This window comes from Flavobacterium procerum, assembly GCF_042431625.1.
GTDB classification, from domain to species: Bacteria; Bacteroidota; Bacteroidia; order Flavobacteriales; family Flavobacteriaceae; genus Flavobacterium; species Flavobacterium procerum.
Map to the genome: position 1 here is coordinate 242985 of NZ_JBHLYW010000007.1, position 14844 is coordinate 257828.

Genomic DNA, 14844 nt, shown 5'->3' on the forward strand with positions numbered 1-14844 from the left:
TTTTAATCAATAAAAGTTTCGGGTTTAAAGTTTAGTTATAAAAACCCTTATAGAAAGCTTAAAAAGTTAGGTTCTGTATTCTCTTGTTACTTTATCGACTCCATCAATTTTCTTGATGGCATTGATCATTTTTTTCAGAATAGTATTATTTTTTACAATAACTGCAATCTGTCCATGAAAAATTCCTGCGTCGGTGCTCAATGAAATACTCTGAATATTAACGCTCATATTGTTCGAAATCACTCTCGTTAACTGATTCGTAAGTCCTAAAACATCCATTCCGGTAATGTTGATAATGGCTTTAAATTCTTCTTGAGAAGAGTCAATCCATTTGGCGCTCATAATTCGGTACGCATAATTTGACTGCATTCCGATGGCGTTTGGACAATCTTTTTTGTGTACTTTAATTCCTTCATTAATGGTTACAAAACCAAAAACATCATCACCCGGAATTGGGTTACAGCACTGCGAAAGTTTATAATCGAGTTTGTCGTGTTCGGTTCCAAAAACCAACATGTCGTAATTGCTACTGATGATTGGTTTATGAATATCATCTGACGCAGTTGTGTCCTTATTTCGCTTAATTTTATTTTTAAAGAAATTAATAAACGAATTGCTTTTCTGCGCCGCATAATCTTTCAGCTGCTGATTTTCAATTGCTCCAATTCCGACTCTGTAAAATAAATCTAAACTGGTTTTTAATTTGAAAAAATTGACTAATTCATTGGTTACTTGTTCGTTAAAATTAACTTTTAAGTGTTTTAGTTTTCTAACAAGCAATTCTTTTCCTTCTTCGGCAATCTTTTTAGTATTCTCGTTAAGAACATTTTTGATTTTGTTTTTTGCACGAGAAGTAGTTACATATTCCAGCCAGTTTACAGTTGGTTTTTGGTTTGGAGAAGTAATAATTTCAACCTGATCACCGCTTTTTAATTCATGATTTAAAGGAACTAATCTTCCATTTACACGAGTTCCACGGGTTTTGATTCCGATTTCGGAGTGAATGCTGAAAGCAAAATCTAGAGAAGTCGCACCTTTTGGTAAAGATTTGATTTCACCTTTTGGCGTAAAGACGAAGATTTCTTTAGAATATAAATTCATTTTAAAATCTTCGACAAAATCAACCGCATTGGTTTCAGGATTTTCTAAAGCCTCGCGAAGTAAATTGAGCCAAGTATCCAAGCCGCTTTCTTCTGTAGCGCCATTTTTGTATTTATAGTGAGCAGCATAACCTTTTTCTGCAATTTCGTCCATACGTTCGCTTCGAACCTGAACTTCAACCCAGCGTCCTTTAGGTCCCATTACGGTAATGTGCAATGCTTCATATCCGGTCGATTTTGGTGATGAAATCCAGTCGCGCAAACGGCTAGGACTTGGTCTGTAATGATCGGTTACGATAGAATATATTTTCCAGGCCACAAATTTTTCGTCGTGTGGATCCGCTTTATAAACTATTCGAAGAGCAAATTTGTCATAAACTTCGTCGAAGCTTACGTTTTGTGCACGCATTTTTCTTCGGATAGAATAAATAGATTTCGGACGTCCTTTGATGATGTAATCGATATTTTCATTATCAAGAGATTTTTTCAAAACCTCCGAAATATCTTTTATATAGGCATCTTGCTGTTCTTTCGTTTCGCGAATTTTGCTTACAATGTCTTCGTAAACAGCAGGTTCTGTATATTTTAAACCTAGGTCTTCTAGCTTTGTTTTAATGTTGTAAAGTCCAAGACGATGCGCAAGAGGAGCGTAGATATAAAGAGTTTCAGATGCAATTTTGGTTTGTTTGTACTCCGCCATCGAATCCATGGTCTGCATATTGTGAAGACGATCTGCTAATTTGATCAAAATCACACGTACATCATCATTCAGCGTCAGAATCATTTTTCTGAAGTTTTCTGCCTGCATTGAAGCATTTAAGTCTTTTTGAACTAATGAAATTTTAGTTAGACCTTCAACCAATTGCGCTACTTTCGGGTTAAATAAGCGTTCGATATCTTCAACAGTAATTGGCGTATCTTCTACAACGTCGTGTAGTAAAGCCGCGGCGATAGAGGTCGCACCCAGACCAATTTCTGAGGCAACAATTTTTGCAACTGCAATAGGATGAAATATATAAGCTTCGCCCGATTTGCGTCTTTGTTCTTTGTGAGCATCAACGGCAACATCAAATGCTTTCCGAATTAATTTTTTATCAGTGGCGTCTAAAGTTTGGTAACTTATTCGAAGTAATTCCTTGTATTCCTGTGCAATAGCTTTATTTTCTTTCTCGATATCTATTTCTGTCATAACGGCATAGTTCAAGTACTAAAAATAAGAATTAGTTTGAATATACACAAGGCTTTATGATTGCTGATTTTAGATTTTAGATTTTAGATTTTTTAGGGTGTAATTTTTAGATTTTTGTCTGTAAAAAGGGCTTCGACTTCGTTCAGCCTAGAAATAAATTCTAAATTTTTAAATCCTTAATTTCAATTTCAATGTCAAAAAACAATATCAATTTAAAATAGTTTAAAAAGACCTCAATAAGTGAAAGAAGCAAATTTCAAAAAAGGAGCAAAGCGACTTTTAGAAAATCTAAAATCTAAAATCTAAAATCTAAAATCTAAAATCTAAAATCTAAAATCTAAAATCTAAAATCTAAAATCTAAAATCTAAAATCTAAAATCTAAAATCTAAAATCTAAAATCTAAAATCTAAAATCAGAACCCTCTCTGTCTTTTCGCTTCAAAAATCAAAATAGCGGCAGCAACAGAAACATTCATACTGTCAATTTCTCCCTGCATCGGAATAATAATATTCTGCGTTGCTTCGTCACGCCATTGTTGTGTCAATCCAGTAGCTTCTGTACCTACAACCAAAGCGGTTGGAGAAGTAAAATTTTGAGTATGATAAGAAGTTGAATTTTGCAAAGTAGCACTGTAGAAATTGATCTTTTTTTCTTTTAGAAAAGCGATAATTTCTTCAGATGTTCCAGTTGCGATTTGATTGGTAAAAAGACATCCAACACTCGAACGAACAATGTTTGGATTGTATAAATCACTTTTCGGATTTGCAATTAAAACCGCATCCAAATTGGCAGCATCTGCTGTACGCAAAACAGCGCCAATGTTTCCTGGTTTTTCTAAGGATTCAACAACCAGAATTAATGGATTTTCAGATAACTTTAAATCCGATAATTGTAATGATTTGGTTTTGGCTACAGCCAGAATTCCTTCGGTTGTATCGCGATACGCAAGTTTCTGATATACCTCTTTGTTGATTTCTATAATTTGAAACGAACTTGGAATCAGTTTATTGATTTCAGTTTCAGAAACTAATTCAGGTAAAAATAAAATGGTTTCGATTTCATAACCGCCTTTTATGGCTAAAGAAATTTCGCGTAATCCTTCAATCAAAAATGTTCCGGTTTGTTTTCTGGCTTTGGCTTTTTCTTGAAGTAATACCAAAGATTTGATAAACGGATTTTGGACAGAAGTGATTTGTTTCATTTTTTTAGGGCTCAAAGTTGCAGAGCGACAAAGGTACAGAGTTTTTTTCTTCTCGCAATAATTTAAAATAGCCATGAATTCACGAATTAATTCTTTATAATCAAAAAATTAAAATTCGTGAATTCGTAGCTAAAAACTATTTCTCAAAAACTTCTTTTACTTCTCCAGCAACAGAATGATCAGCTGTAAAAGTATAGCCTAAAATCTTAGCAATAGTCTGTGCAAATTGCTTTTGATAAATTTGAGATTCGGTTTTGATTTCGCCTTTAGCAGCAATTTCTGGTCCCATTACAGCAAACCAGATTTCTGAAGCGCCTGGAACATCGGCGCCGTGGTCTGTCCATTGTGTTTTGGTTTTATCTCCGCGGCCGTGATCTGTTGTGATAAAAATGGTGGTTTTGTTTTTGTATTGAGAATCATTTTGTACAAAATTCCATATTTCCTCAATCCATTTATCAACCTGATTGGCAGCGTCAAGATATGATTTGTAGTATCCGTGATGCGCCCACTCGTCTGTTTCGCCATATGAAATATAAAGTACTTTCGGTTTTTTTGTTTTCAGTTCGTCCATTGCTTGATAATGTGTAAAAACATCCAAACATTCATCTTCATGAAATGGCTTAAACGAATTATTGCGCATTTCGTTCAGTAGTTTCTGAGTTGTGGTTGGTTTATTTCCTCCAACATTATCAAAAGCAGAAATTACAGGAAAACCGCTTTTTTCTTCATTCAAAATTCGGTCAAAAGCATTCCATGCACCAAAAGCGACTACTCTTCCTTTCAGTTTTGGCTGTTCATTCAAAAATGCTAAAACATTGCGATTTGGATTCGGTTTGTAACCATTTGAATTTATTTGAAGGTCGACATTTCCGGTCATTATTTCGCTGTAACCGGGATAACTAAACCAGTAAGGATTTGAAACGTCTGCTTTGTTTCCAAAATCGCGGCTTCCATAAATTTGCCCTTTCGAAACAATTTCAGACCAGAAAAAAGGCATTATTTTTTGACGTGATGCTTTAAAATCTGCTCCAGAATATTTTTTGTAAATATAAGCGCTGTCTTCTTGATTGAATTTCTTATCATTCGCAATTTCAGAATCTATTCCTTTAAAAACTTCTTGCCATCTAAAACCATCTGTAGTAATGATAATGATGTTTTCTGTTTTTTGTGCCTGAGATTTTAAGCTTATTAAAATAAAGAGGATTAAGACGGCTTTTTTCATTTTTTACCTATTTGAATTATTAATCAGATTTGATAATTATTTCAAAATTAAATTAATAATAGCTGCAGCTTCTTAAGGCGCAAAGAATATAACCATAAGTTAACAAGAGACATGGTTTACAAAATTCCTCTCGACTTGATCTCCAAATATTTGTTAATGGCGTCAAGCGTCAGATTTTCTGGTTGTGTTAAGACCGAGTGAATTCCGTATTTCTTTAATTCATTTGCAATTAAGCGCTTTTCGAACATGAATTTTTCGGCAATAACTTTATCATAAACTTCCTGAATCGTATTGGTCTTTTTGTTGATGATTTGGTTTAATTCTGTATTCTGAAAAAATACAACAACCAACAAATGACTTTTTGCAATTCCTTTTAAATAAGGTAGTTGACGGTTTAATCCGTCCATGGTTTCGAAATTTGTGTACAGAATGATTAAGCTTCTTTGGTTGATGTTTTTTTTTATGTCAACATACAAACGGCTGTAATCGCTTTCGAAAAAATCTGTTTTAATGTTGTACAAAGTTTCAAGGATTTTCTGCATCTGAGAGCCGCGTCTTTCTGCAAAAACGCGATTTTCTACTTTTCTAGAGAATGCAAAAAGTCCTGCTTTGTCTTGTTTTTTCAAAATAACATTGGCCAGAACAAGCGAAGAATTTATAGCGTAATCCAATAAGCTTAAACCGTCAAAAGGCATTTGCATAACGCGTCCTTTGTCAATGGCCATATAAACCGATTGTGATTTTTCGTCTTGAAACTGGTTGACCATCAGCGAACTTTTCTTAGCTGTCGCTTTCCAGTTGATTGTTCTTAAATCATCTCCTTGAACATATTCTTTAATCTGTTCAAATTCCATCGTATGCCCGATACGGCGTATTTTTTTGATTCCGTACTGAAATAAATTATTCGAAAACGCCAGCAAATCGTATTTTCTAAGCTGTAAATAAGAAGGATATGTAGGCACCATTTGGTTTTCATCAAAGATAAATCTTCTCGAAATTAGCCTTAACGGAGAAGAAACATAAATATTTAAACTGCCGAAATGATATTCGCCGCGCTCAGTCGGACGCAGATCGTAACCAAACTCTTTTTGCGCTGAAGCTTTTATCGTTTTTAGAATCTTAAAATCTCGCACTTGGAACTGAAACGGAATTTCATCAATAACTTTTATAAAAATCATAAAAGTATAGTGATTTTTAATTTTTATAGTAATCGGATTCAAATCGCCATTTGAAAGTTTTTCAGGCGCTTCTCTATGCGCTTCGATTCCTGTTTGAGCCAGATACAGCAACAATAAGTCAAGTCCTGTAAAGGTTGCGAGAATCAGTACCAAAAGCCAAACTGCATTGTATAAATTTGGAAAAACAAAAGCAAAGAAAAACATCCCTATAATGCCAATAAGCACATAGAAAAAGAAATTATTGAGGTAAAGGCTTTTTAGTTTCAAGTTTTTTTTGTTTCAGGTTTCAAGTTTATTGTTTTGTTCGACTTGGAGTTGTTCTATCTAGGAATCTCAACGGTTTCAATAATCTGTTTAATGATTTCAGAGCTTGTAATACCTTCCATTTCGCGTTCAGGAGTTACAATTACACGATGCTGTAGAACAGGAATTGCAGCTTCTTTAATATCTTCAGGAGTCACAAAATCGCGTCCTCTGATTGCGGCAAAACCTTTGGCAGCGTTTAAGATTGCAATCGAGGCACGAGGAGAAGCGCCTAGATATAAAAAGGCATTTTCGCGGGTGTTAACTACGATTCTTGCAATATATTCCAAAAGATTTTGCTCAACTCTTATTTGTTTTACCAAAGCCTGATATTCCTTGATTTCACTTCCAGAAAGAACTGTTTTTACAGCTTCCAGTTTTCCGTGATTCTGCAGCGAATGCTCTCTTTGGATGATCAAGATTTCTTCGTTTAATTTTGGATAATCAATCGTGATTTTAAAAAGAAAACGATCCAGCTGTGCTTCCGGTAAACGGTATGTACCTTCCTGCTCAATCGGGTTTTGGGTTGCAATGACCAAAAATGGCGCATCCAACTGATAAGCAGAGCCGTCAATGGTTATCTGGCGCTCTTCCATAACTTCAAAAAGAGCTGCCTGTGTTTTTGCAGGGGCACGATTGATTTCGTCAATTAAAATTAGATTGGAGAAAATCGGTCCTTTCTTAAACTCAAATTCTGAATTTTTTAAGTTAAAGATTGAAGTCCCTAAAATATCAGAAGGCATTAAATCTGGAGTAAACTGAATTCGGCTGAAATCAATATTTAATGTTTTAGCCAACAGTTTTGCCGTAATTGTTTTTGCAACTCCCGGCACGCCTTCTAGCAATACATGGCCGTTCGATAAAATGGAAACTAATAATTGGTCTATCATTTTATGTTGTCCAACAATTACCGTTTCAATTTCTTTTTTAATCGTATTTACATGCTCTAAAAGAGGTGCAAGATTCAGTCGGGTTTCAAAATTCACATTTTCATTTGTGATTTCCTCTGTGGTTTTATAGCTTTCGTCCATGATAGGTTTATTTTATGAATTTTGTTAGTTTAAAATCTTTTCAATTGCATTATTTATTCGGATCAAATCTTCTTCAAGGCTTCCGTGATAGCTTTTTCGGTGTTCATTTATAAGATAAACAAGATCTTCTATATCACTTAGGTTTTTTCCGGTTTTATGATGCAGTTTTTTAATGAATTCTTCGTTAAGTTTTGTCGTGTCAATTAAATATTCAGTACGGATTTTCTCCAGAAAATAAATGATTTTTTTATCAATGATATTGGTATGATCTCCTTCTTGATAATATAAATTTCCGATTGTTTTAGTAAAATCGACAGTTGAATTAGAAAGCGGTTTTATAATCGGAACAACCCTCTGTTTTCTTTTGGCATTAAAAATCATAAAAATAAGCATTCCGATCAGAAATAAATACCATCCCCATTTAAGTGCAGGTTGACTTAAGAAATAACGCATAGACGAATCAGAAACTTTCTCGCCATTAAGCGGTTTTGTGTACCAGAAAACGTCATATTTTGAGATATAAGACAATACATTTTCTGCGTATTGAGCATTATTTTTCCTTAATAAATTGTAATTTGTAAAAGCTGCCGGTTGCGTATGCAGATAGAAAAATCCGTTATAAAATGGCACTTTTATAAAATTAACGCTTCTCTCATTATGTGCGCGGTTCTGATACCCAAGAATGGTGGTGTTTAAAGTATCAATTTTAGAAAAATAATCACTCAGACCGGTATTGAATACATATTTTTTGTTGCTGATTTTTTTGTTGGCCATCCAGACAGAAATACTGTCTGCCGGAAGAAAATCTGTTTTTAACTGAATCTTTAAAGAATCAAGCAGAATTTTCGGAAAAGCCTTCATGCTCAAAAACGCAGTATTTCCGTTGGAAACAAAATCAAAAACTTCTTTCATAGACTGCTCGTCAATATTATCGGATTCAGAAATATTGAGAAAAGTTCCTCGAATAGTATAAGTATTTATGTTAAAGTCGTTTTCATCTGGATTTGCTTCTGGATCTTCATATGGATTAAAGTCAGCATCATCATTTAATTTTGAGACCAAAAATTCGTAAGCAGTCTGATTAGAAATTCGCTCAATGTTTTGATTTTTGAAAAAACCTTTGATTTCATGATCAAGTACATAAAGACCAAACGGAATTTTGTCTCCAGTATCATAAGTAGGTCTCCAATCAATTTCTTTTGGTTTTTCTTTGTCGGCTAGAACAATCAAAGTAAAAACGAAAACAAGTATGCCAATGTATATTTTAATATTATTATTCATTGCCAAACGTTTTTAATGCATTTTTAAATCGATTTTCGGTTTTGTTAAAGGTTGCTTCGTCAATTTCAAACTCGCCGTACCAGATGTAATTGTACAAATAAGACAGATACATAAAATCTTCTTTGTGAGCAGGAAGCTTTAATTCGTATAAATAATCAGAATTTGTTTTTTCGATATCCCATTCAATAAAACGGTTCTGCGCCATAACTTTAAGCAACCAAAGATAGTAATAGCGAACTGCGGCTCTTTTTTCGCCAGCTTCGAGGCTTTCTTTTATCAGTTTTTGAAAATTCAGAAGATGAATGTTTTTTTCTTCATCAGAATAATAAATTGTTTTTTTATTTGAATTTTTTCCAAAGATCCATTGTCCATCTTTGTTGATTATGGCTTTGACAATAAAATAAATCAGTACAATAATTACAATTACAGCCAAAACCCTGAATAGCATAACCACAAAATAAACTGCGGTTTCAGGACTGCTGAAACTGAATAAATTTCGCAGAATGCTTGCCAGCCAGGCTTTAAAGTGATCCCACCAGTTTTTTTCAGGTTCCTGATATTCGTAAACAAATTCAGAATCTGTATATTTTTTTTTGAAATCTTTCGGAAACTTTTTTCCTTCGACTGAAGCCGTATCTATTTGAATATCTTTCTCAGTATATTTTACAGTTTCAATTTTCGGAGGTTCTTCTGTTATAATAGAATCCTGTGCAGGGCAGATGCTGCATTGAAAAAGGAAAAATAAAAAGAAGAAGAATTTATTCATGTAAAGATTGTAATTAATTGAATTGGGCTTTTAGCATTTTTCTGTGCACAATAAAAGGATAAACCAGATAATAAAACGAAATTAATCCTAATGTAGACAATATAATCAAACTGCTCAACCAAATGGGCATATCTATTGAATATCGGGTGATAAAACCTTCTAAAAATCCTGCAAAAAAAGTAAATGGCAACGTGCTTAAGTAAATTTTGAAACTGTTCTTAAAACCTATTTTAAAAGAATTCATTCTAGAAAATGTTTTAGGAAACAAAATCGCTGCACCGAGAATAAACCCTGCCGCAGCTTCAATTATAATGGCAAAAATTTCCATCGAACCATGAATCCAAATACCGCGAACGCTCTCCCAAAAAACACCGTGTTCATAAAAAAAGTATTGAAAGGTGCCTATCATAATGCAGTTTTTGAAATAAAAATAAAATGTTCCGATTCCTAAAAAGATTCCGAAGAAATAACAATTAGCTCCAACGATAAGATTGTTTCTAGTAATTTCAACAAAACTTCCCCAATTTGATCCGGAACTATAAACGGCCATCGGATTTCCTTTTTTGATGTTTTCTAAAGACATATTTACGTAATAATCTCCTAAGATGACACGGTTAAAATCTGGGTCGAATCGGGCAGAGACAACGCCGATTGCGACCAATCCAAAAAAGAAAATAAAAGAGTATAAAAGATACCTTTTGTACTCGTAGACCAAAAGCGGCACCTCGACTTTAAAAAATTCAATGACTCTGTTTTTTTCGGTGCGCTTGGTTTTATAAATTTTCTGATAAATCTGAGAAGCCAGATGGTTTAGATATACAACAGTTTTACTTTTAGGGTAATACGTTTGAGCATACGACAAATCATTCATCATTTGAATGTACAAATTAGCTAATTCGTCAGGATTTTTCTTAGCTTTACCGAAAATTGCCAGCTCAAATTCGAGCCATTTTTCTTTATTTTGCTTTATAAAGGCGATTTCTCTCATGGTTGGCTAAAATATAAAATATGTCAGAATTATCTATAAACACAACTCAAAATGTCAAAATAAATTTTACTGCCGCTTCGGTAGGCGAACGACTGGGAGCGTATTCTATTGATTTGGGCATAAAAACCTCTTATGTAATCACAGTTTTTCTAATTTGTGTTTATTGGCTTAACCTCGATAATGTGTTGAATAAATTAGACAATTGGTCTTTGGCAGCGGTATTGTTTTTTCTTTCGATTCCGATATTAATCTATTCTATCACGTTAGAAAGTATTTTTGAAGGACAGTCAATCGGGAAAAGAATTGTTAAGATAAAAGTCGTAAAAATAGATGGCTATCAGGCTGATTTCGGCGATTATCTCATTCGTTGGTTTTTTAGAATTATCGATTTTTCGACGATGTACGGCCTCATCGGATTTATAGCCGTCGTTTCGAGTAAAAAATCGCAGCGTCTGGGCGATATGGCGGCAGGAACTGCGGTAATAACTTTGAAAAATAAAATCAATATAAGCCATACGATTTTAGAAGAAATCGGTGATTCTTATGTTCCGACTTATCCGCTTGTAATCAAGCTTTCAGACAATGATATGCGTATCATAAAAGAAACTTTTCTGCGTGCAGAAGCCAAAAATGATCATGAAATCGTTTATAAGCTGGCAGCAAAAATTGAAAGTGTAGCCGGAATTAAAAATCAGTCTGGAAACAACAGCGATTTTATACGTACAGTTTTAAAAGATTATAATTTTTATACCCAGAACATGTAATTTTTTTATTAATAAATAGGAAAAATCTTCTGAATTCGGATTTATTTTTTTATTTTTAACTAGTTATTAGTGAGTGTTTTAAAATAAAATCAACATCATGAAAATTAGAAAGTCTTTCCTTATTGTATTAATGTCGTTTTCCTTCATTTTTGCTTTCGCTCAAAGCGGAAAAAAATTAGATAAAATCATCAAAAGAGATTATCAGATTATTGAATGCACTATTTCTAAAATATCTGATAAAACGGTAGAATATTCGTTTCCTGGAGAAACATTGCAGATTTCGCTTGATGTCTCACAGATTGCCAAAATTGATTTTGCCAGCGGAAGATCTCAGACTTTTGATGTAAGCTCGGGAAATAATTCACCATCTTCGGGTTCGTCTTCAAATGCTGTTTCAGAATTTAAAACCAATACAATAGCAGTTCTGCCGATTCCATATCTAAATTCAGATACGCAGGAAAGTTCGGAAGATATGGCAAAATTTGCTCAAAATGATCTGTATAATAAGTTGCTAGATAAGTCTTCTAATATTTTTCCGCTAACAGTTCAGGATTTAAGAACAACAAACAGTTTATTGCATAAAGCAGGAATAGATCATAACAATATAGACGCAACTTCAATTGAAGAACTCGAAAAAATACTTGGAGTTGATAATATTGTTGCTGCAAAAGTTTCTTATACAATTGGAACAGGAACAACATCAACTACTTATAACAGCGGAAATGCAAAAGTAAATGACAATAACAAAAAAGTAAAAACAAACGATGTTTCGACTACTACGTCAAATAATCAGACGTATTATTATTATACAGTTTATTTTGACATGTATAAAAATAAAGACAAAATCTACTCTCAGACTCGTAAACCTTTTTTAGCGGTAAAAGACAGCTGGATGGATTCTGTCAACTATTTATTAAAAAGAAGCCCGATTTATGTTAAAAAATAAGCATCTCATTTAAGAAATTTATTTGTTCAGATAATTCCTTACAACTTTGTAACTTTGACCCTTTGCATCTTTGTAACTAAAAAGGAATGTTTCATTTATTAGATATTATTGGCACTATGGCTTTTGCCATGTCTGGAGCTTTAACAGCAATGCATAAAAAACTGGATCCGTTTGGTGTTTTTATAATTGCTTTTGTAACAGCTGTTGGTGGCGGAACACTGCGTGATGTCTTAATTGGGCGTACTCCCGTGGGCTGGATGCAGGATTTGCAATATGTATATGTGATTATTTTAGGCTATGGTTTGGCTATTCTTTTTAGAAAGAAATTTGACAAGCTGCGTACTTCCTTATTTTTGTTTGACACCATCGGTCTTGGTGTCTTTACTTTAATTGGTCTCGAAAGAGGAATTATGACAGGGCTTCATCCGGTAATTTGTATAGCGCTTGGTACTATGACAGCTTGTTTTGGAGGAGTTACACGCGACATTTTATGCAATGAAATCCCGACTATTTTCAGACGTGAAATTTATGCTACTATCTGCATTTTTGGTGGTATAATATTTTTTGTTCTAAGAAAATTAAATCTAGACCAAGATGTCTTATATCTTGTAACTTCGCTCATTATCATTGCAATCAGATTATTGGCCGTTAAATATAAATGGTATTTAAAAGCATTTGATCATAAATAGTTTTAGAATAAATCATTGAAATCCTTATAATTTGTGGCAGAAAAATCAGAGAAATATACCGTAAGAAAGTACAATCAGAAAGATTATGCAATCTGGAATGATTTTATTGCAAAGGCGAAAAACGCCTCTTTTTTGTTTTACCGCAATTTTATGGAATATCATCAAGACAGATTCGAAGATTTCTCTTTAATGATATTTGAAGAAGAAAAACTAAAAGCAGTTCTGCCGGCCAATAAAACGTTTGATTCTGTGCATTCGCATCAAGGTTTGACCTATGGTGGGCTTGTTTTTTCTGAAAAATTAAAAGTTTTTAAAATCGAAATTATTCTCGACGAAATTCTGATTTTTTTAAGAGAAAATCAAGTTAAAAACTTTCATTATAAACCAATTCCAATTTTTTATCTGACGAAAGGAAATAATGCAGCTGACTTTTTTCTGTTTAAAAGAAACGCGATTTTAGAACGAAAAGAAATGAATCTTGCGTTTGATCTTCAGATACCGCTTCAAATTTCGAAAAGCAAAATGAAACATTTCAGGCGAATCGAAAATCTTGATTTGGATATAGTCGAAGAAATTGATTTTTTTCCGTTTTGGGAAGAAATTCTCGAGCCAAGATTGTTGCAGAAATTTAATGTAAAACCGGTTCATACAAAAGAAGAAATTACATTGTTGAAATCGAAGTTTCCTCAAAATATAAGGCAGTTTTCTGTTTACAAAGACGATAAAATTATTGCTGGAATTACTATTTTTGAAACAGAAAATGTTGTAAAATCCCAATACGGAGCCACTTCAAAAAAAGGAGAAGAAGTTCGTGCACTCGATTTTTTGTTTATTCATTTGATATTAAAATTCAAAAGAGAAGGAAAACATTTTTTTGATATGGGAATTGTAAATGAAGAAAATGAAATAGGCTATAATCCGGGACTTTTGCAGCAAAAAGAAGAACTAGGCTGTACGGTTTATAATCAGGATTTTTATAAAATAGTATTGTAAATTCTTCGAACAAAAAATGCTTTTTTTGTTTTGAAAATTAGGATGCTATTTGAATACGGCATTCAATGAATTAAATAGACAATTATGATCTCTTTTCTTGATTTAAAAAAAATAAACGAACCTTACGAAAGTGCTTTTCAGGAGAAACTGAAAAAAGTTCTGGAAAACGGTTGGTATATTTTGGGTACAGAATTGCAGACATTCGAAGAATCATTTGCTTTATTTTGCAACAAAAAACACTGTATTGGAACAGGAAACGGTTTTGATGCTTTAGTTTTGATTTTTAAATCTTATATCGAACTCGGAAAATTAAAGAAAGGTGATGAGGTTATTGTACCAGCAAATACGTTTATTGCCAGTATTCTGGCTGTTATGCAGGCCGGTTTGATTCCGGTTTTGGTAGAGCCGAAAATAGAAACTTACAATATAAATCCCGATTTAATTCAGGAAAAAATAACTCCAAAAACAAGAGCGATTCTTTTAGTTCATTTATACGGACAATTGGCAGAAATGAATTCAATTCATGAAATTGCTCTAAAGAATAATCTCCTAGTGATTGAAGATGCCGCACAAAGTCATGGTGCGCACGAAAGCTATAAAAACAGTTTTAATTCGGCGGTTGCATACAGTTTTTATCCCGGAAAAAATTTGGGATGTCTGGGCGATGGCGGTGCGGTTGTAACAGATGATGAAGAACTGGCAAAAGTGCTTTTGTTGCTTCGAAATTATGGTTCTGAAAAAAAATACCATAACGATTTTATCGGCGTAAATTCAAGATTAGACGAATTGCAAGCTTCTTTCCTAAATTTAAAATTGCCCAACTTAAATCGCGACAATGACAAACGACGTGCCGTTGCAAAGCGTTATTTGGAAGAAATTAAAAATGATAAAATTATATTGCCTTTTTGGGATTTTTCAAATAATCATGTGTTTCATTTATTCGTAATCCGAACAGAAAAAAGAGATGATTTGCAACAATATTTAGCAGAAAACAACATTCAAACAGTAATTCATTATCCAATTCCGCCACACAGACAGAAAGCTTTTTCGGATTGGAATGCTTTATCTTTTCCAATAACAGAGAAAATCCATAATGAAGTTCTGAGCTTGCCAATGAGTCCCGTTTTAACAGAAAAAGAAGTGACTTTTATTATTGAAATCTTAAACCGATATTAGCTTGAATTTGTTTCGG

The 14844-nt window shown here is 33.4% G+C and carries 13 protein-coding genes; 5 read left to right on the top strand and 8 right to left on the bottom strand.

The features are described from left to right. Window positions 1-66 precede the first annotated feature (66 nt). The 8 genes from ACFFLS_RS06680 to ACFFLS_RS06715 form a co-directional block, all read right to left on the bottom strand. Window positions 67-2289 (bottom strand): RelA/SpoT family protein, encoded by a 2223-nt coding sequence (locus ACFFLS_RS06680; protein ID WP_379685757.1) that lies wholly within the window; start codon window positions 2287-2289, stop codon window positions 67-69. 413 nt (window positions 2290-2702) lie between these two features. Then, window positions 2703-3491 (bottom strand): TrmH family RNA methyltransferase, encoded by a 789-nt coding sequence (locus ACFFLS_RS06685; RefSeq protein WP_379685758.1) that lies wholly within the window; start codon window positions 3489-3491, stop codon window positions 2703-2705. 136 nt (window positions 3492-3627) lie between these two features. Further along, window positions 3628-4713, bottom strand: a complete 1086-nt coding sequence (locus ACFFLS_RS06690) for an alkaline phosphatase family protein (RefSeq protein WP_379685759.1) — start codon at window positions 4711-4713, stop codon at window positions 3628-3630. A gap of 116 nt (window positions 4714-4829) precedes the next feature. After that, complete coding sequence (locus tag ACFFLS_RS06695; RefSeq protein WP_379686381.1) at window positions 4830-6095, bottom strand: DUF58 domain-containing protein; 1266 nt, start codon at window positions 6093-6095, stop codon at window positions 4830-4832. Between the two features lie 116 nt (window positions 6096-6211). Beyond that, a complete protein-coding gene (locus ACFFLS_RS06700) occupies window positions 6212-7225 on the bottom strand; it encodes an AAA family ATPase (RefSeq protein WP_379685760.1) in 1014 nt (337 codons plus the stop codon). Between the two features lie 24 nt (window positions 7226-7249). Beyond that, entirely contained in the window at window positions 7250-8506 is a 1257-nt protein-coding gene (locus ACFFLS_RS06705) for a DUF4350 domain-containing protein (protein ID WP_379685761.1), read from the bottom strand. After that, window positions 8499-9272 carry a DUF4129 domain-containing protein gene (locus ACFFLS_RS06710; RefSeq protein ID WP_379685762.1) on the bottom strand — a complete coding sequence of 258 codons (774 nt, stop codon included), beginning with the start codon at window positions 9270-9272 and terminating at the stop codon, window positions 8499-8501. The genes ACFFLS_RS06705 and ACFFLS_RS06710 overlap by 8 nt, the downstream gene beginning before the upstream one ends. A gap of 13 nt (window positions 9273-9285) precedes the next feature. Continuing rightward, window positions 9286-10260: a stage II sporulation protein M gene (locus ACFFLS_RS06715; RefSeq protein ID WP_379685763.1), complete on the bottom strand. Its 975-nt coding sequence runs from the start codon at window positions 10258-10260 to the stop codon at window positions 9286-9288. Between the two features lie 20 nt (window positions 10261-10280). On the opposite strand from ACFFLS_RS06715, the gene ACFFLS_RS06720 reads away from it, so the two are divergent. The 5 genes from ACFFLS_RS06720 (at window position 10281) to ACFFLS_RS06740 (ending at window position 14828) form a co-directional block, all read left to right on the top strand. Beyond that, entirely contained in the window at window positions 10281-11024 is a 744-nt protein-coding gene (locus ACFFLS_RS06720) for an RDD family protein (protein WP_379685764.1), read from the top strand. 97 nt (window positions 11025-11121) lie between these two features. Further along, a complete protein-coding gene (locus ACFFLS_RS06725; RefSeq protein ID WP_379685765.1) occupies window positions 11122-11970 on the top strand; it encodes a hypothetical protein in 849 nt (282 codons plus the stop codon). Window positions 11971-12056: 86 nt separating this feature from the next. After that, window positions 12057-12659: a trimeric intracellular cation channel family protein gene (locus ACFFLS_RS06730; RefSeq protein WP_379685766.1), complete on the top strand. Its 603-nt coding sequence runs from the start codon at window positions 12057-12059 to the stop codon at window positions 12657-12659. Between the two features lie 33 nt (window positions 12660-12692). Next, window positions 12693-13652 carry a GNAT family N-acetyltransferase gene (locus ACFFLS_RS06735; RefSeq protein WP_379685767.1) on the top strand — a complete coding sequence of 320 codons (960 nt, stop codon included), beginning with the start codon at window positions 12693-12695 and terminating at the stop codon, window positions 13650-13652. A gap of 84 nt (window positions 13653-13736) precedes the next feature. Further along, on the top strand, window positions 13737-14828 hold the full coding sequence (locus ACFFLS_RS06740; protein ID WP_379685768.1) for a DegT/DnrJ/EryC1/StrS family aminotransferase: 1092 nt from the start codon (window positions 13737-13739) through the stop codon (window positions 14826-14828). The last annotated feature ends 16 nt before the right edge of the window (window positions 14829-14844 follow it).

Coding starts and splice junctions, on each gene's coding strand:
- ACFFLS_RS06680 (WP_379685757.1), bottom strand. CDS start 2,289: ATGACAGAAATAGATATCGAGAAAGAAAATAAAGCTATTGCACAGGAA.
- ACFFLS_RS06685 (WP_379685758.1), bottom strand. CDS start 3,491: ATGAAACAAATCACTTCTGTCCAAAATCCGTTTATCAAATCTTTGGTA.
- ACFFLS_RS06690 (WP_379685759.1), bottom strand. CDS start 4,713: ATGAAAAAAGCCGTCTTAATCCTCTTTATTTTAATAAGCTTAAAATCT.
- ACFFLS_RS06695 (WP_379686381.1), bottom strand. CDS start 6,095: ATGTTTTTCTTTGCTTTTGTTTTTCCAAATTTATACAATGCAGTTTGG.
- ACFFLS_RS06700 (WP_379685760.1), bottom strand. CDS start 7,225: ATGGACGAAAGCTATAAAACCACAGAGGAAATCACAAATGAAAATGTG.
- ACFFLS_RS06705 (WP_379685761.1), bottom strand. CDS start 8,506: ATGAATAATAATATTAAAATATACATTGGCATACTTGTTTTCGTTTTT.
- ACFFLS_RS06710 (WP_379685762.1), bottom strand. CDS start 9,272: ATGAATAAATTCTTCTTCTTTTTATTTTTCCTTTTTCAATGCAGCATC.
- ACFFLS_RS06715 (WP_379685763.1), bottom strand. CDS start 10,260: ATGAGAGAAATCGCCTTTATAAAGCAAAATAAAGAAAAATGGCTCGAA.
- ACFFLS_RS06720 (WP_379685764.1), top strand. CDS start 10,281: ATGTCAGAATTATCTATAAACACAACTCAAAATGTCAAAATAAATTTT.
- ACFFLS_RS06725 (WP_379685765.1), top strand. CDS start 11,122: ATGAAAATTAGAAAGTCTTTCCTTATTGTATTAATGTCGTTTTCCTTC.
- ACFFLS_RS06730 (WP_379685766.1), top strand. CDS start 12,057: ATGTTTCATTTATTAGATATTATTGGCACTATGGCTTTTGCCATGTCT.
- ACFFLS_RS06740 (WP_379685768.1), top strand. CDS start 13,737: ATGATCTCTTTTCTTGATTTAAAAAAAATAAACGAACCTTACGAAAGT.